The organism is Streptomyces sp. NBC_00654, assembly GCF_026341775.1.
In the GTDB taxonomy this organism is placed as follows: domain Bacteria; phylum Actinomycetota; class Actinomycetes; order Streptomycetales; family Streptomycetaceae; genus Streptomyces.
Window position 1 is genome coordinate 1533560 of sequence record NZ_JAPEOB010000002.1, and the last position, 17113, is coordinate 1550672.

16 protein-coding genes and 1 pseudogene are annotated in these 17113 nt (G+C 69.4%); 3 read left to right on the top strand and 14 right to left on the bottom strand.

The features are described 5' to 3' along the window. Positions 1-3: 3 nt before the first annotated feature. The 5 genes from OHA98_RS27035 to OHA98_RS27055 form a co-directional block, all read right to left on the bottom strand. Positions 4-957, bottom strand: coding sequence for a YafY family protein (locus tag OHA98_RS27035; protein ID WP_266929334.1), 954 nt, complete (start codon positions 955-957; stop codon positions 4-6). A 138-nt stretch (positions 958-1095) separates the two neighbouring features. After that, positions 1096-1470 (bottom strand): FKBP-type peptidyl-prolyl cis-trans isomerase, encoded by a 375-nt coding sequence (locus OHA98_RS27040; RefSeq protein WP_266929335.1) that lies wholly within the window; start codon positions 1468-1470, stop codon positions 1096-1098. 43 nt (positions 1471-1513) lie between these two features. Beyond that, positions 1514-2452 (bottom strand): FKBP-type peptidyl-prolyl cis-trans isomerase, encoded by a 939-nt coding sequence (locus tag OHA98_RS27045; protein ID WP_266929336.1) that lies wholly within the window; start codon positions 2450-2452, stop codon positions 1514-1516. 127 nt (positions 2453-2579) lie between these two features. Further along, entirely contained in the window at positions 2580-3941 is a 1362-nt protein-coding gene (pafA, locus tag OHA98_RS27050; RefSeq protein ID WP_266929337.1) for a Pup--protein ligase, read from the bottom strand. Positions 3942-3950: 9 nt separating this feature from the next. After that, positions 3951-5210, bottom strand: coding sequence for an MFS transporter (locus OHA98_RS27055; RefSeq protein WP_266929338.1), 1260 nt, complete (start codon positions 5208-5210; stop codon positions 3951-3953). Positions 5211-5376: 166 nt separating this feature from the next. Here OHA98_RS27055 and OHA98_RS27060 point away from each other — a divergent pair, with 166 nt between their 5' ends. Beyond that, entirely contained in the window at positions 5377-6417 is a 1041-nt protein-coding gene (locus OHA98_RS27060; RefSeq protein WP_266929339.1) for a LacI family DNA-binding transcriptional regulator, read from the top strand. A gap of 65 nt (positions 6418-6482) precedes the next feature. Here OHA98_RS27060 and prcA read toward each other — a convergent pair whose 3' ends face one another. The 6 genes and pseudogenes from prcA to arc form a co-directional block, all read right to left on the bottom strand. Then, on the bottom strand, positions 6483-7397 hold the full coding sequence (gene prcA / locus OHA98_RS27065; protein WP_266929340.1) for a proteasome subunit alpha: 915 nt from the start codon (positions 7395-7397) through the stop codon (positions 6483-6485). Between the two features lie 57 nt (positions 7398-7454). Next, the gene (prcB, locus tag OHA98_RS27070) at positions 7455-8300 is read right to left on the bottom strand and encodes a proteasome subunit beta (protein WP_266929341.1); all 846 of its coding nucleotides are present in this window, start codon (positions 8298-8300) and stop codon (positions 7455-7457) included. Next, positions 8252-8446: pseudogene (locus OHA98_RS27075) on the bottom strand (endonuclease domain-containing protein); the annotation flags it as partial. The gene prcB and the pseudogene OHA98_RS27075, both read right to left, overlap by 49 nt. A gap of 149 nt (positions 8447-8595) precedes the next feature. After that, on the bottom strand, positions 8596-8814 hold the full coding sequence (locus OHA98_RS27080) for a ubiquitin-like protein Pup (protein ID WP_073729588.1): 219 nt from the start codon (positions 8812-8814) through the stop codon (positions 8596-8598). 120 nt (positions 8815-8934) lie between these two features. After that, on the bottom strand, positions 8935-10446 hold the full coding sequence (gene dop / locus OHA98_RS27085; protein ID WP_266929342.1) for a depupylase/deamidase Dop: 1512 nt from the start codon (positions 10444-10446) through the stop codon (positions 8935-8937). A 237-nt stretch (positions 10447-10683) separates the two neighbouring features. Further along, entirely contained in the window at positions 10684-12450 is a 1767-nt protein-coding gene (gene arc / locus OHA98_RS27090) for a proteasome ATPase (RefSeq protein WP_266929343.1), read from the bottom strand. Positions 12451-12691: 241 nt separating this feature from the next. On the opposite strand from arc, the gene OHA98_RS27095 reads away from it, so the two are divergent. Further along, positions 12692-13003 (top strand): ferredoxin, encoded by a 312-nt coding sequence (locus OHA98_RS27095; RefSeq protein ID WP_266929344.1) that lies wholly within the window; start codon positions 12692-12694, stop codon positions 13001-13003. Between the two features lie 4 nt (positions 13004-13007). On the opposite strand, the gene OHA98_RS27100 is transcribed toward OHA98_RS27095, so the two are convergent. From OHA98_RS27100 to OHA98_RS27110, 3 genes are all read right to left on the bottom strand, one after another. After that, a complete protein-coding gene (locus OHA98_RS27100) occupies positions 13008-13592 on the bottom strand; it encodes a hypothetical protein (protein ID WP_266929345.1) in 585 nt (194 codons plus the stop codon). A 255-nt stretch (positions 13593-13847) separates the two neighbouring features. Beyond that, on the bottom strand, positions 13848-14756 hold the full coding sequence (locus OHA98_RS27105) for a tRNA (adenine-N1)-methyltransferase (RefSeq protein WP_266929346.1): 909 nt from the start codon (positions 14754-14756) through the stop codon (positions 13848-13850). Between the two features lie 85 nt (positions 14757-14841). After that, the gene (locus OHA98_RS27110) at positions 14842-16092 is read right to left on the bottom strand and encodes a site-2 protease family protein (protein ID WP_266930930.1); all 1251 of its coding nucleotides are present in this window, start codon (positions 16090-16092) and stop codon (positions 14842-14844) included. Between the two features lie 171 nt (positions 16093-16263). Between OHA98_RS27110 and OHA98_RS27115 the strand changes: the two genes are divergently transcribed. Then, positions 16264-17109 (top strand): PD-(D/E)XK nuclease family protein, encoded by an 846-nt coding sequence (locus OHA98_RS27115; protein WP_266930931.1) that lies wholly within the window; start codon positions 16264-16266, stop codon positions 17107-17109. Positions 17110-17113 lie beyond the last annotated feature (4 nt).

Genomic DNA, 17113 nt, shown 5'->3' on the forward strand with positions numbered 1-17113 from the left:
CCCCTAGTCCTTGGCCACGGCACGCAGCCGGTCCACCACATCGGCCCGCAGATCGGCGGGCTCCTCCACGACGACGTCCGGGCCGAACTCGACGAGCCAGGCGTCCAGGCCGTGCCCGTACGGAATCTCCAGCTCGTCCCACCCGCCGCCCAGGTCCCGTACCGATATCGCGCGTGAGCGCAGCGGGTATCCGGAACCGGCGCGCAGCCTGATCCGCGCGGTCCTGGTCGCGGTCTCCCCCGCCCAGCTCTCGACGGTCTCGCGCACCGTCACGACGTCGGGCACCTCGGCCGTGAAGGCGCCGGACCTGGAGCGGACCCGGCCGGTGATCCGGGAGAGCCGGAACACTCGCTCGGCACCCCGGTCCCGGTCCCAGCCGGCCAGGTACCAGTGCCCGCGCCAGCACTCCAGGGTCCAGGGCTCGACCTGTCGCTGTCCGGGGCGGGCGGAGTTCGCCTTGCGGTAGTCGAAGGTGACCGGGCGGCGGTCCCGGCAGGCCAGCATCAGCGGCTCGAAGGCCGCCTCATGGACCGGAATGCGGGGTTCGAGGGCGCTGTGCACCTCGTACGCGTCCTCCGCCTCGGGCATGCCCGCGGCCCGCAGCTTCTGCAGCGCGCCGCTCGCGGCCCCGGCGAGCCGGGCCTGCTGCCACACCTTGGCGGCGAGCCCCAGCGCCGCGGCCTCCTCGGCGTCCAGCGTGATGGGCGGGAGCCGGTTGCTGTCGCGGCGCGCGAGATATCCGGTGTCACCGTCCAGGTTCTCCACGGTCTCGATGATCAGACCGAGTTCGCGCAGATCGTCCTTGTCGCGCTCGAACATCCGGTTGAAGGAGTCGTCGGAGCCGGCTTCCAGGTAGGCCTCGATGGAGCCGCGGAGCTCACGCTTGCTGAGCGGACGCCTGGTTCCCAGAAGGCACAGCGCCAGGTTCATCAGCCGCTCGGCCTTGGCAATCGCCATCGACGCCCTTTCTCTACGTGCTATGACCGTCGACCGTACCGCCCCCGCGTGTCCGGACAAAAGCGAGGGCCTCCCGCTGGACAGAGCGAGGGCCCATGCCGTACGGCATGGGCCCTGTGCTCACGTCCGTCGGACGGATCAGACTCCGACCAGGTCGCAGACGAAGATCAGCGTCTCGCCGGGGGCGATGCGGCCGCCACCGGCGCCGCTGTCGCCGTACGCGAGGGCGGCGGGAATGGTCAGCTGGCGACGGCCGCCGACCTTCATGCCCTGGACGCCCTGGTCCCAGCCGGAGATGACCTGACCGGCGCCGAGCTGGAAGCGCAGCGGGGTGCCGCGGTTCCAGGAGGCGTCGAACTCCTCGCCGGTGGAGAAGGCCACACCCACGTAGTGGACGGAGACAGTGTCGCCGGCCTTGGCGACGGCACCGTCGCCCTCCCAGATGTCCTTGATCTCCAGGTCGACCGGCGGCTCGCCACCCGGGAAGTCGATCTCGGGCTTCTCGATGCTCACTGAACTGCTCCTCTAAATGATGAACTGGGCAACCGGGACAGTCTTACATCTTTGCCAGGATGTCCACGGCGAAGACGAGCGTGGAGTTGGCGGGGATGCTCTGCTGCGCCTTGTCGCCGAACGCCTGGTCCGGCGGGATGACGAGCAGCACGCGGCTGCCGACCTTCTTGTCGATCAGACCGTCCTTCAGCCCCTTGAGGGTGATCTGGGCCAGCGGGAAGGTCTGGGTCTTGCCCTGGGCGTAGGTGCTGTCGAACTCCTTGCCACCCTTCCACAGGAGACCGACGTAGTTCACGACGACACTGTCGCTCTCCTTGATGACCGCGCCGTCGGACTCCAGGATGTAGTTGGAGACCAGCTTCTTCGGCGGATCGCTCTTGGGGATCGTGACGGTCGGTGCCTTGCCGTCGGTCTTGGTGCCGACCTTCGGCAGGTCGATGTTGTCCTGGGCGACCTCGCTGCCCTTGGCGGAGGCGGGGATCTGCGTCGCCTTCAGGACGTCGACGACGAACACGAGGGTGGCGTTGGGCTTGATGTCGCCCTGGCCCTGCTCGCCGTAGCCGAGCTCGGGGGGAATGACCAGCTGGACGCGGCTGCCGACCTTCTGGCCGACCAGGCCCTTGTCCCAGCCCTGGATGACCATTCCGGCGCCGAGCGTCAGATCGAACGGCGTCTTGCGGTCGAAGCTGTTGTCGAACGGCTTGGTGGAGTCCCACGACTGACCGAGATAATTGACCTGGATCGCGTCGCCGTTCTTGAGCTTCGCGCCGTCACCCTCGCTGATGACCTCGGTCTTCAGTTCCTTGGGCGGATCACCCTTCCCCTTGGCGAGGGTGGGCTTCTCGCCGAACTTCGCACCCGCGGTGATCGCGGGCATTCCGTTCTTCGACGAGGCGGAGTCGGAGGCCTTGTCGTCGCTGCCGCATGCCGCTGTCGACAGCAGCAGGAGGGGGACGACGAGAAGGCCGGCAAGTCGGCGCACTGGTTCCTCAGATCTCAGGGGGCACGGTAGTTGGGTCCCGGACACTCTAGGCCGTGCGGAGGGCCCCGTACGAGGAACGTACGGGGCCCTGTCACGCGATAGGCCGGGGCGCGTCCTGGTCGCCGGCTCACATACCCGCGATCAGCTTCTCCACTCGGTCGTCCACGGAACGGAACGGGTCCTTGCACAACACCGTGCGCTGTGCCTGGTCGTTGAGTTTGAGGTGTACCCAGTCGACGGTGAAGTCCCGCCGCTGCTCCTGCGCCCTGCGGATGAAGTCACCGCGAAGCCGCGCCCTGGTGGTCTGCGGGGGCACCGATTTGCCCTCGAAGATCTTCAGGTCGTCGCAGATGCGGGCGACCTGCCCCTTGCGCTCCAGGAGGTAGTAGAGCCCGCGGCGACGGTGGATGTCGTGATACGCGAGGTCTATCTGGGCGACCCGCGGATTCGACATGGTCATGTTGTGCTTGGCGCGGTACCGCTCGATGAGCTTGTACTTCATCACCCAGTCGATCTCGGTACCGATCCGGTCGAGGTCCTCGGCCTCGACGGCGTCGAGCGTGCGGCCCCACAGTTCGAGGACCTGGTCGACGGTGCCGGTCCGGATGCCCCGGCGCTCGACGAAGTCGACGGCCTTCTCGTAGTACTCCCGCTGGATCTCGATGGCGGAGGCCTCACGGCCGCTGGCCAGGCGCACCTTGCGCCGCCCCGTGATGTCGTGGCTGACCTCGCGGATCGCCCGGATCGGGTTCTCCAGGGTCAGGTCCCGCATCACGGTGCCCGCCTCGATCATGCGGAGCACCAGGTCGGTCGCGCCGACCTTGAGCAGCATCGTCGTCTCGGACATGTTCGAGTCACCCACGATGACGTGGAGGCGGCGGTACCGCTCCGCGTCCGCGTGGGGTTCGTCCCGGGTGTTGATGATCGGACGCGAGCGGGTCGTCGCGGAGCTGACGCCCTCCCAGATGTGTTCGGCGCGCTGGCTGACGCAGTAGACCGCTCCGCGCGGCGTCTGGAGCACCTTGCCGGCGCCGCAGATCAGCTGCCTCGTGACGAGGAACGGAATGAGGATGTCCGCGAGCCGGGAGAATTCTCCGTGCCGGGCCACGAGGTAGTTCTCATGGCATCCGTAGGAGTTTCCCGCCGAGTCGGTGTTGTTCTTGAAGAGATAGACGTCGCCCGCGATTCCCTCCTCGTGCAGGCGGCGTTCGGCGTCGACGAGCAGACCTTCCAGAATGCGCTCGCCGGCCTTGTCGTGCGTGACCAGTTCGGTCACATTGTCGCATTCGGGGGTTGCATATTCCGGATGCGATCCCACGTCGAGGTAGAGGCGGGCGCCGTTCCGCAGAAAGACATTGCTGCTGCGGCCCCATGACACAACACGGCGGAAGAGGTAGCGCGCCACTTCGTCAGGTGACAGTCGGCGCTGTCCCCTGAACGTGCACGTGACGCCGTACTCGTTCTCCAGCCCGAAAATGCGGCGGTCCATGACTGAACATTACGCCTTATGGCCTGAGCTGAAACCGGGTTCGACGGCACCGTTTCGATCATTTTCCGATCCCGCCACAACAGCGGGCGTACGCCCGGGAACTGCGAGGACCTTTCCGGTGGCCAGGAGCACCAGCAGCGCGGCCACCCCTCCGGCCCCCGCCACCGCGAAGCTCCACGCCGTTCCGCCGAGCTCGACGGCCGGGCCCGCCGCGGCGGTTCCGGCGGCGGCACCTACGCCGAACGTGGTGACGAGCCAGGAGAACGCCTCGGTCACCGTGCCGCGCGGCGCGTGCCGGTCCACGACGATGAACGAGCAGGCGATCGCCGGGGCCAGGAACACCCCGGCGAGTGCGGCCAGCGCCGTCATCACGGGCACCGAGGGGGTCAGCGTCAACGGCAGGTAGCCCAGCGCCAGCAGAGCGAGTATCACCCGCAGCCGCCGCTCCGGCGCGCCCGCCCACTGCCGCGCCCCGTAGGCCGCGCCACCGATCAGCGCGCCGAGGCCGAGGGCGGCCATCAGCCAGCCGTACACGGATTCCCTGCCGTGGTCGTCGGCGTAGGCCACTCCCGCCACGGTGATCGAGCCCATCGCCAGACCGACGAAGAAGAAGGAGCCGAGCAGCGCGAGGAGTCCGGGCGAGCGCAGCGCACCCAGCCAGTGCGCCTCGCGCGGCGCCGAGCGCCAGGTCCGGGAGGGCTCCGAGAGGACCACGGACAGGGCCCCGACGACGCCTATCGCGTTGATGACGAGGAGCGCGGCGGCGGGCGACCACAGGGAGACGAGCACGGTCACCAGGAGCGGGCCCAGGGTGAACATCACCTCCTGGGCCACGGCGTCCATGGCGTACGCCCGGTGCACCCGGTCCTCACGCCCCAGGACGGTGGGCCACAGGGCCCGCAGCCCGCCCTCCAGCGGCGGCGTGAAGACCCCTGCGACGATCACGGCGAGGTAGGCCAGCGGCAGTGTGCCGAGGCCGGTCAGCGCGAGCAGGGCCATGCCGAGCGCGGAGAGCACCGAGGCGGGGAACTGGACGCGCGGCTGCCCGTAGAGGTCGACGGCCCGGCCCAGCAGCGGCTGCCCGACGGCCGTCGCCAGACCGTACGCGGCGGCGAGAACACCCGCCTGGGTGTAGCTGCCGCCCTCGGCGCGGGTGAACATCACGATCGCGATGTGGGCGGTGGCGTTCGGCAGCCGCCCCACCAGAGTGCCCGTCAGCAGCCGGGCGGCGTGCCGCGCCCGGAGGATTTCCAGATATCCCGCGGCCATGTCCGTCCCTCTCCCCCGGTCCGGCTTCCGCCGCGCTGGAGTTTTACGTATAACGTCGAGGCCCATACGTACCATGTCGGCAGTCGGCGGGTCCACCTCCCGGCACCCCGGGATCTCGCGGCACACGACCCCGATCACCCCCGCACCACCCCGCACGGAGGCCCGATTGACCAGCGCACAGCAGCCCGTCCCGCCCCGGCCCACCAGCCGCGACGTGGCACGGGCCGCAGGGGTCTCCCAGGCCACCGTCTCCCTCGTCCTCGGCGACAAGTGGCACGGCCGGGTGTCGCAGGCCACGGCCCAGCGCGTACGGGAGTGCGCCGGGGAGCTGGGCTACCGGCCCAACCTCGCCGCCCGCAGCCTCCGCCTCGGCCGCACCCGGACCGCCCTGCTGGTGGTCCCCGCGCTCACCAACGAGTTCTTCGCCCGCGTCTACACCGGCGCCGCCGCCGTCGCCGCCGAGCACGGCTTCGGCGTCGTGCTCTATCCCTCTCCCGACGGGACCGGCCCGGCGCGGGACCCCTTCGCCTCCGCGCAGGCGGCCCTCGACGGAGTGATCGCCTCCTCCATGGCGTCCGACGCCCTCGGCGCGCTGCACGGCGCGGAGCTGCCGCTGGTGATGCTGGACAGCGATCCGGCCGGCCCGGAGGCCGCCGCGCATGTGAACCTCGACATCGCCGACGGCATGCGCCAGGTGACGGAGCATCTGCTGTCCCTCGGCCACCGCCGGTTCGTCCATGTCGCGTCCGCCGTCGACACCTGGACCTTCGCGGTCCGGGCCCAGGCGCTGCACGACGCGCTGCGGGACGTTCCGGACGCCGCCGTCCGCACCGTCCGGGCCTCCCTGGACGTACGGGCGGGGCACGAGGCCACCGCGCGGGCACTGGCCGCTCCGGGGCCCCGGCCCACCGCGGTCATCTGCGACGACGACGTGCTGGCCGCCGGTGCCTGCAAGGCGGTCCGCCGGATCGGGCTGCGGGTACCGGACGACATCTCGGTCACCGGCTTCGACGACCTGGCGCTGGCCACCGCCGTGGAACCGGAGCTCACCACCGTCCAGCTGCCCGCCGAGCAGGTCGGCGAGCGGGGCATGGCGGCACTGCTCGCCGTCCTGGACGGCCGCCCGGCCGAGCGGGGCAGCCTGCCCGTCCGGCTGGTGGAACGCGGCTCCACCGCACCGCCGCCCGCCGTCGCCGCCCGGTCATGACGGTGTCCCGGCCCGCCGCCTCCGCGGTGGGCCGGGACACAGAAACGCACGGTGCCCGAAGGGGGCTATCCCTCCGAGGACCCCGACGCGTCCGAGGATCCCGAAGAATCCGGAGCGTCCGTGTCCGCGGCGGAACCGCCGGGCTTCCCGGAACCGGACTTCCCGGACCCGGACTCCGTGGACCCGGACTCCGCGGAACCCGCCGACTCCGCCGGGGTGTCGGTGGAATCGGCGTCCTCGGTGTCGGACGGAGCGTCCGTCGGGGTGCTCCCCGCCGCGTCGTCCGCGCCCAGCAGACGCGCCAGCTGCCGCCCGACGATGCGCTTGAACTTGCGCTGCTGCGGCCTCGTACGGTCCAGGACCGCGACCTCCAGCCGCTCCGCGGGGATCTCCCGCTCGCCGCCGTTCGGCTCCCGGGACAGCGCCTGGACAGCCAGCTTGAGCGCCTCCGCGAGCGTCATGCCGTCACGGTGGCGCTGGTCCAGGAAACCGCCGATCTGCTCCGCGTTGCCGCCGACCGCGACCGAGCCGTGCTCGTCCACGATCGAGCCGTCGTGCGGCAGCCGGTAGATCTGGTCGCCGTCGGGCGCGGAACCGACCTCGGCGACCACCAGCTCCACCTCGTACGGCTTCTCGGCCGCACTGGAGAAGATGGTGCCCAGCGTCTGCGCGTAGACGTTGGCCAGCCCACGGGCCGTCACATCGTCGCGGTCGTAGGTGTATCCGCGCAGATCGGCGTAGCGCACGCCGCCGATGCGGAGGTTCTCGTACTCGTTGTACTTGCCGGCGGCGGCGAAGCCGATCCGGTCATAGATCTCGCTGAACTTGTGCAGCGCACGGGACGGGTTCTCGCCGACGAACACAATGCCGTCGGCGTACTGCAGCACAACCAGGCTGCGACCACGGGCGATGCCCTTCCGGGCGTATTCCGCCCGGTCGGCCATGGCCTGCTGGGGTGAGACATAGAACGGCGTCGACACCGGCTATCCGTCCCTTTCTGTCAGTGACGAGTGCATCGGAGAGGTCTCAGGACCCGGTCAGAGCAGCGCGGCGCGCGGGCCGTCGGGCTGTTCCAGACGCCGCTCCAGGATCGAGCGCGCGATCTCGGCGGACTCCTGGTCCGTCAGCCTCCGGAAGCCTTCGTCGGTGATGACGGTGACGATCGGGTAGATCCGGCGGGCCACGTCCGGGCCTCCGGTCGCCGAGTCGTCGTCGGCGGCGTCGTACAGCGCCTGTACGACCAGGGTGAGAGCCTGCTCCTCCGTCAGGTCCTCGCGGTAGAGCTTCTTCATCGACCCGCGGGCGAAGATCGAGCCGGAACCGGTCGCCGCGTAGCCGTGCTCCTCGGAGCGGCCGCCGGTGACGTCGTACGAGAAGATCCGGCCCCGCTCGCGGTCGACGTCGAAGCCGGCGAAGAGCGGCACGACGGCGAGGCCCTGCATGGCCATGGCCAGATTGCTGCGGATCATGGTGGAGAGCCGGTTGGCCTTGCCCTCCAGGGAGAGCTGGGCGCCCTCGACCTTCTCGAAGTGCTCCAGCTCCAGCTGGAAGAGCTTGACCATCTCCACGGCCAGGCCGGCCGTGCCGGCGATACCGACCGCCGAGTACTCGTCGGCGGGGAAGACCTTCTCGATGTCGCGCTGCGCGATCATGTTGCCCATGGTGGCGCGCCGGTCACCGGCCAGTACGACTCCGCCGGGGAACGAGGCCGCGACGATCGTCGTGCCGTGCGGTGCCTCGATGGCTCCCTGCAGAGGCGGCAGATTCCGGTTGCCCGGGAGCATCTGGGGCGACTGGTCGGACAGGAAGTCCATGAACGAGGACGAACCCGGCGTCAGGAAGGCAGCTGGTAGACGCCCGGTGCTACGAGTGTTGGCTTCCACGCGTTTCCCTCCAGGTATGCGATGGCCCTGCGCAAGGTGTCAGGATCATCCCCCAACTTGCCGATGGCCGAATTGCAGTTGCAGCACATTACGCCACGGACCCTACCCGCCCCGTGACGGTGATCCACCTGTTCGGCGGGAGTAGCGGGATGTGACCGTGCGGCCACGCACGGGGAAAGGCCGGCGCGGCGCGGGCGGCCGCCCCGTCTCCGCGGGCCGTCCTCCGCCGGACCGTGCCCCGGACCGTTTCCGGCCCGGGGCGCCCGGCTCACATCCGAGCGTTCACATCCGTGAACTACTGTCCGCCCTTTTGCACGAAGGACCTGACGAAGTCCTCGGCGTTCTCCTCCAGGACGTCGTCGATCTCGTCCAGCACCGAGTCGACGTCGTCGCTCAGCTTCTCCTGGCGCTCCTTGAGGTCCTCGGACGCCTGCGCGTCCTGCGCCTGCTCCTCGGCCTCCTCGGTGGAACGTGTCGCCTTCTGCTGTCCGCCGCCGGTGTCCTTGGTCGCCATGTAGCTCACCCCGCTCGGTTCGAAGCACTTGATCAGACCCTACCCATGGGGTCCGACATTGGCCCGGTACTTGTCTCAACGTCCGGAGGTCATCTGAATGATTCCCAGCCGGGAGAGCTTTCAGCCGCCCGACAGCACCCGGACCAGCTCTTCCGCCGTGCGGCAGCGGTCCAGGAGCTCCTTGACGTGCTCCCGCGTCCCGCGCAGCGGCTCCATCGTGGGAACCCGTTGCAGCGAGTCACGGTCCGGCAGATCGAAGATGACCGAGTCCCAGGAGGCCGCGGCGACATCGTCCGCGTACTGCTCCAGGCACCGGCCGCGGAAATAGGCCCTGGTGTCCTCGGGGGGCTTCGTGCGCGCCCTGGCGACCTCGTTCTCGTCCAGCAGCCGCTTCATCCTGCCGCGGGCCACCAGACGGTTGTACAGCCCCTTCTCCGCCCTTACGTCGGCGTACTGGAGATCCACCAGATGCAGACGGGGAGCGTCCCACTCCAGGCTGTCGCGGCGGCGGTAGCCCTCCATCAGCTCCCGCTTCGCGACCCAGTCCAGCTCCCCGGCCAGGCTCATCGGGTCGTTCTCCAGCCGGTTGAGGGTGTCCTCCCAGCGGAGCAGGATGTCCTTGGTCTGTTCGTCGGCGTCGGCGCCGTAGCGCTCCTCGACGTACTTGCGGCCCAGTTCGAAGTACTCCATCTGCAGCTGGACAGCGGTGAGTGTCCGGCCGCTGCGGAGCGTGATCAGCTGCTTCAGGGACGGGTCGTGCGAGACCTGGTGCAGGGTGCGTACGGGCTGGTCGACAGCGAGGTCGACGTTGATGAAGCCGTCCTCGATCATGGACAGGACCAGGGCCGTGGTGCCGAGCTTCAGATAGGTCGAGATCTCCGAGAGGTTCGCGTCACCGATGATCACATGGAGGCGGCGGTACTTCTCCGCGTCCGAGTGCGGCTCGTCCCGGGTGTTGATGATGGGGCGCTTGAGTGTGGTCTCCAGCCCCACCTCGACCTCGAAGTAGTCCGACCGCTGGCTGAGCTGGAAGCCGTGTTCCTGGCCGTCCTGGCCGATGCCGACCCGGCCCGCGCCGGTGACGACCTGCCGGGAGACGAAGAACGGGGTCAGATGGCGCACGATGTCCGAGAACGGGGTCTCCCGGTGCATCAGGTAGTTCTCGTGCGTGCCGTAGGAGGCGCCCTTGTTGTCGGTGTTGTTCTTGTAGAGGTGGATCGGCTGGGCACCGGGGATCGCCGCGGCCCGTTCGGCGGCCTCGGCCATGATGCGCTCGCCGGCCTTGTCCCACAGGACCGCGTCGCGCGGATTGGTGATCTCGGGTGAGCTGTATTCGGGGTGCGCGTGGTCGACGTACAGCCGGGCACCGTTGGTGAGGATCACATTGGCGAGGCCGATGTCCTCGTCGGTGAGCTGGCTGGAGTCGGCGGTTTCCCGGGCGAGGTCGAAGCCTCGCGCGTCGCGCAGCGGATTCTCCTCCTCGAAGTCCCAGCGGGCGCGCCGCGCCCGGTGCATCGCCGCCGCGTAGGCGTTGACGATCTGGGACGAGGTGAGCATGGCATTGGCGTTGGGGTGGCCGGGGACGGAGATTCCGTACTCCGTCTCGATGCCCATTACTCGCCGTACGGTCATGCGGCCCTCCTTGCCCGGCGCCGTTCCCCTCCGGGACGACGCTCAAGTACCGCTGCTTGTCCGGTGTGCGTGATGCGGTGCCCGTCCCCGCACTGCGCGTCTCGGCGGTACCGCAGAGCCTAGAGTGCCTCTGCGCCGGTGGGGAGATCAATTACGTCATTGTTCCGGCCGGGCCGACGTGTCGGAAAGCAACCGGCTGCGGACGCCCCGTTCGGGCATCCGCAGCCGGACCGCTTTTTACAGGTACTGCCCGGTGTTCGCCACCGTGTCGATGGAACGGCCGGTGTCCGCGCCCTGCTTTCCGGTGACGAGTGTGCGGATGAAGACGATCCGCTCACCCTTCTTACCGGAAATCCTGGCCCAGTCGTCCGGGTTGGTGGTGTTCGGAAGGTCCTCGTTCTCCTTGAACTCATCCACGCATGCCTGGAGGAGATGGGAGACGCGAAGGCCCTTCTGCCGCTGTTCGAGGAATGCCTTGATGGCCATCTTCTTTGCCCGGTCGACGATGTTCTGAATCATCGCGCCGGAGTTGAAGTCCTTGAAGTACAGGACTTCCTTGTCGCCGTTGGCGTAAGTGACCTCGAGGAAGCGGTTCTCCTCGGACTCCGTGTACATCCGTTCCACGACGGACTGGATCATGGCGTGGGCGGCGGCCGGCTTGGAGCCGGAGTGCTCGGCCAGATCGTCGGCGTGCAGCGGGAGGGACGGGGTCAGGTACTTCGCGAAGATGTCCTTCGCGGCCTCGGCGTCCGGGCGCTCGATCTTGATCTTCACATCGAGACGTCCCGGCCGCAGGATGGCGGGGTCGATCATGTCCTCGCGGTTGGAGGCGCCGATGACGATGACGTTCTCCAGGCCTTCCACCCCGTCGATCTCGGCGAGCAGCTGGGGGACGATGGTGTTCTCCACGTCCGAGCTGACGCCGCTGCCGCGGGTGCGGAAGAGGGATTCCATCTCGTCGAAGAAGACGATGACGGGCGTGCCCTCGCTCGCCTTCTCCCGGGCACGCTGGAAGACGAGGCGGATGTGCCGCTCGGTCTCGCCGACGTACTTGTTGAGGAGCTCGGGGCCCTTGATATTGAGGAAGTAGCTCTTCCCCGCGGGCTGTCCGGTGACCTCGGCGACCTTCTTGGCCAGCGAGTTGGCGACCGCCTTGGCAATGAGGGTCTTGCCGCAGCCGGGCGGACCGTAGAGCAGGATGCCCTTCGGTGGCCGCAGTTCGTGCTCCCGGAAGAGGTCGGGGTGGAGGTACGGAAGCTCGACCGCGTCGCGGATCAGCTCGATCTGGTCGCCCAGTCCGCCGATCTTGTCGTAGTCGATGTCCGGGACCTCTTCGAGAACGAGCTCCTCGACCTCGCTCTTGGGGACCACCTCGTAGACGTAGCCGGACCTCGGCTCCAGCAGCAGGGCGTCGCCGGGGCGGATGGTGATGTCCAGCAACGGCTCGGCGAGCCGCACCACCCGCTCCTCGTCGGTGTGCCCGACCACCAGGGCCCGTTCGCCGTCCTCAAGGATCTCCTTGAGGGTGACGATGTCCCCCGCGCTCTCGTACGCCATGGCCTCGACCACGTTGAGCGCTTCGTTGAGCATGACCTCCTGGCCGCGCCGGAGGTCCTCGAGCTCGACGCTGGGGCTGACATTCACCCGGAGCTTGCGGCCCCCGGTGAAGATGTCGCACGTACCGTCCTCGTTCGCTTGCAGGAAGACTCCGAAGCCGGCCGGCGGCTGTGCGAGCCGGTCGACTTCCTCCTTGAGGGCCACGATCTGGTCGCGGGCCTCGCGGAGCGTACTGGCGAGCCGCTCGTTCTGTGCGGAAACGCCTGCCAGGTTCGTCTGCAACTCGACGATCCGCTCTTCGAGAATCCTCGTATGACGCGGAGAGTCGGCGAGCTTACGTCGCAGGACGGCGATTTCCTGCTCGAGATAGGCAACCTGGCCGGCTGGGTCATCAGACCCCCGCCCGGGCCGGATGCCGCGGTTGATGTCGTCGTCGTGGGCTGCCACGGTCCTCACCTCCTCCATGGGGAGCTGGACGCTTCCTGACCCTACCTGGGTGGGTGATGATTGAAACCCCTAGATCACAAAGACTCCGGGACGTGTCCGATCTTCACCCTTGCGCTCTCCCTCACGACAAGGGAATACCCACCCTTCAACATCGGAAAGCGGCCGGTTGTATCGTCGAAGCGTTCAACACCCGTCAGGGCTGGCTCCAATTGGTTCAGATACGCAGGGAACGGCAGGACACATGACCGTGCAGCAGGACGCGTCGGACGACAGTGGCACGCAGAACCTGGAGGTCTGGATCGACCAGGACCTCTGCACGGGCGACGGCATCTGTGTGCAGTACGCGCCGGAGGTCTTCGAGCTGGACATCGACGGCCTGGCGTACGTGAAGAGCGGCGACGACGAGCTGTTGCAGGACAAGGGCGCCACAACGCCGGTGCCGCTGCCGCTTCTCCAGGACGTCGTGGACTCGGCCAAGGAGTGCCCCGGCGACTGCATTCACGTCCGTCGGGTTTCGGACAGCGTCGAGGTGTACGGGCCGGACGCGGCGTAACCGCTCAGGCGCTCCGGGTGAGATCGCCCGCGGAACGGACGAAGGCGCCGCCCTTCCACTGCCAGGCGGCCTTCTCCTGCCGGTCCGGGCAGCAACGCGGGACATCGGCCGAGGAGTAGCTGAGCAGGGTCGCCGAGACGACGCCTCCATGGACGGCGAAATCACCGACCGTCATCTTCTGAGCGGGGTCCACCAGGGTCGCCACGACCCGGGGTGCGGCCCCGTTCCCCTGTGTCAGGACGTAGACACCGCTGGGCGGGGTGCCGGAGCCCGCGGCGCAGTGGACGACCGCCACCGTCTCCGGCCTGCCGTCGCCGTCGAGGTCTCCGGGCGCCTGCCGGGCCACGACGCTCCCCACGGTGCCGCAGTCGAGCGGAAAGGTCACCGCCGCCGGATCGGGGGCCTTGGCGGGCGCGGTGCCGTGCCGCGCGGCGGTGCGGTGCTCGGAGGCCGAGGCGGTCGCGGTGGCGGAGTCCGGCTGGAGCAGACCCGCTCCGGCGACGACGGCGGCCATGGCCGCCGCCGTGGCGAGCCAGTGCACCGGCTTGGTGCCGGTGTGCGCGAGGTCCGGGAGCGCGGAGGTCTGCACGCGGTATGTCTCCTGTGATTCCTGTGGAGCCGGAAGGCGGTGCCGGACGGTGTCGGAACGGTGGGGGTGAGGGGTGAGGGGAGGCCAGCATCGTGCCATACCTCACACCGCGGGGGAACGGCGGGGTGGACTCCGGCTTCCCCCCGGGGGAAGCCCCGGGGGACGGCCGTCCCCCGGGACAACGAAAAGGCGCCGCCGCGCAGGTCCCGGTTCGTCCCCGGGAACTGCGCGGCGGCGCCGGTGCGTTGTGCGGGGTCAGCCGCGGGCGGCGGAACCGCTCTGGCTGCCGGGTCCGTCGTAGTCGTCGCCGTAGGCGCCCTTGGACGGGCGGCGGCGGCGCAGCGGCGCCTCGACGCCGTCCGCGAGGCGGCGGGCGGTGACCAGGAAGCCGGTGTGGCCGATCATCCGGTGGTCGGGCCGGACGGCCAGGCCCTCGACGTGCCAGTTGCGGATCATCGACTCCCAGGGCTGCGGCTCGGCGAAGCAGCCGATCTCGCGGATGGACTCGACGGTCCGCGAGAGCTGGGTGGTGGTCGCGACGTACGCGCAGAGGATGCCGCCGGGCACGAGCGCCTTGGAGACGGCCTCCAGGCACTCCCAGGGCGCGAGCATGTCCAGGACGACGCGGTCGACCTCGGTGTCGGAGAGGTTGTCCTGGAGGTCGCCGACGGTGAGCTGCCAGGCGGGGTGCGGGGAGCCGAAGTAGCGCTCCACGTTCTGCTGGGCGATCTCGGCGAAGTCCTCGCGGCGCTCGTAGGAGTGCAGCATGCCCTGCTCGCCGATGGCGCGCAGCAGGAAGGTGCTCAGCGCGCCGGAGCCGACGCCTGCCTCCACGACGCGGGCGCCGGGGAAGATGTCGGCGAAGGCCAGGATCTGGCCCGCGTCCTTGGGGTAGACCACGGCGGCGCCGCGGGGCATGGACAGGACGAAGTCGGGGAGCAGGGGGCGCAGCGCGAGATAGGCGACGTTTCCCGTGGTTCGGACAACACTGCCCTCGGGAGCACCGATCAGCTCGTCGTGCGGGAAAGAACCCTTGTGGGTGTGGAAATTCTTTCCGGCTTCGAGCGTGAAGGTGTAGTGGCGTCCCTTGGGGTCGGTGAGCTGGACCTGGTCCCCGACCTTGAAGGGCCCACGTCGGCGGGCGGCACCGGTCGGTTCAGACATGTGACCAGCGTACCGGTGATTCCGGGGGTGCCGACCGCCTGCCGGGGCGGCGGGCGGCTGCCTCGCCGCCGGATCGGGCGCCGGATCAGGCGCCGGGGCGGGCCATGGCTGCCACGAATGCCCGTTCGACGTCGGCGGTGGAGAGGACTCCGTAGATCTCGCCGGTCTCCTCGACCACCAGGTATTCGGTGGCCGGGGTCGCCTTGAGCCGGTCGAGGAGGGCTTCGCCGGCCAGTTCGGCGGGGACCTTCATACCGTCGGTGAGGTCCTGGGCGAGACCGCTGACGGGGACCCAGGGGCGGCGGTGCTCGGGGACACCCACGATGGCCGCCTCCCGGACGACGCCCTTGGGGTTGCCCTGTCCGTCGACGACGACGAGTGCGCGGGCGCCCGCCTCGTTGGCGCGGCGCAGCGCCTCGGAGAGCGGGGTGGCCGATTCCACCGGGACGGCACGCCGGGTGAGGCTGCGGGCGCGGAGATCGGGGAGGTGCTCGCGCAGGCGTGCCATGCGCAGGCTGTTGCCGGCACCGGTCCAGATGATTCCGGCGAGGATCGCGGCGAGCAGGGCGTCCGTGACGGTCTCCACACCGCCGATCTCGTCGGTGGCGTTGCCGAGGGCCCCGGTGTGGGTGAGGAGCGGCAGACCGATGAGGACGGTGACGGCGAGGCCCCTGCCGACCCAGGCGGCGGCGATGGTGCCGCTCATGGGCTTGCCGGTGATCTTCCAGACGACGGCGCGCAGCATCCGGCCGCCGTCGAGCGGGAGACCGGGGAGCAGGTTGAAGGCGGCCACGATGAGGTTGGAGATCATCAGTCCGGCGAGCAGGACGCCGGGTACGGTGCCGGGCTCGACGAACTGCATCGCGAGGTAGAAGACACCGCTGAGGACGAGGGAGAGCAGCGGGCCGACGAAGGCCAGGACGAACTCGCGGCCGGGCGTCTCCGACTCCTTCTCGATCTCGGAGACACCGCCGAAGAACTGCAGCTGGATGCGGCGGACCGGCAGCTTGTAGCGCAGCGCGGCGACCGTGTGGGCGAGTTCGTGGACGAGCACGGAGGCGTAGAAGGCGATCGCGAAGAAGAGGGCGACCAGGTAGCGGGCACCGCCGAGCTCGGGCAGGACCCGGTCGAGCTGGCCGCCGAAGACCCAGGTGATGAGGGCGGCCACGACGAACCAGCTGGGGGCGACGTACACGGGCACCCCGAAGGGGCGGCCCATGAGCAGGCCGCCGCCGGGTTCCTCGGGGCGTCGCGGTTTGCCGTTCTCGGGTGCGGCGCCGGGGTCCGTTCCCCCTGCGCCGGGCTGCGGCCGCCCGCTGTCGCCGCTCTCGTCCACGGGGTCCCTCCGGTCGGTGGCGTTTGCCACGATCATGCAGTGTGCGAGGCTCTGTGGTCGATGGTATGCCGCTCGCTGTCGGTGGCGGGCCGTAGGGTCTGAGTCATGACCTCCGTACCGCGGCAGCCCCAGCCGCCTTCGTCACTGTCGCCGTCGCGGGCGAGCGATTTCATGCAGTGTCCCTTGCTGTACCGCTTCCGGGTCATCGACAGGCTGCCGGAGAAGCCCAGTGAGGCGGCTACCCGGGGCACGCTGGTGCATGCGGTGCTGGAGCGGCTCTTCGACGCACCTGCCGCGGACCGTACGGCACCGCGGGCGCGGGCGCTGGTTCCCGGGCAGTGGGAACGGCTGCTGGAATCGAGGCCGGAGCTCACCGAGCTGTTCGCGCAGGACGCGGAGGGTGAGCGGCTGGCCCGCTGGCTGGGCGAGGCGGAACAGCTGGTGGAGCGCTGGTTCTCGCTGGAGGACCCGACGCGTCTGGAGCCGGCCGAGCGGGAGCTGTTCGTCGAGACGGAGCTGGAGTCCGGGCTGCGGCTGCGCGGGGTGATCGACCGGATCGATGTGGCGCCGACCGGCGAGGTCCGGATCGTGGACTACAAGACGGGAAAGGCCCCGCGCCCGGAGTACGCGGAGGGCGCCCTCTTCCAGATGAAGTTCTACGCCCTGGTGATCTGGCGGCTGAAGGGTGTGGTGCCGCGGCGGCTGCAGCTGGTCTATCTGGGCAGCGGCGACGTGCTGACGTACGACCCGGTGACGGCGGACCTGGAGCGGGTGGAGCGCAAGCTGCTGGCCCTGTGGGACGCGATCTCGCTGGCGACGGAGACCGGTGAGTGGCGGCCGCGTCCGACGAAGCTGTGCGGCTGGTGCGACCACCGAGCGGTCTGCCCGGAATTCGGCGGGACTCCCCCGGTCTATCCCCTGTCGGTACGCCCGGCGGAGTCGGACGAGGATGGCCAGGGCAGAATGGGACCGGTCCGGGCCGAGGCCGGCCAACCGGTGGCCCTTGAGGGCCCTTAAGGAG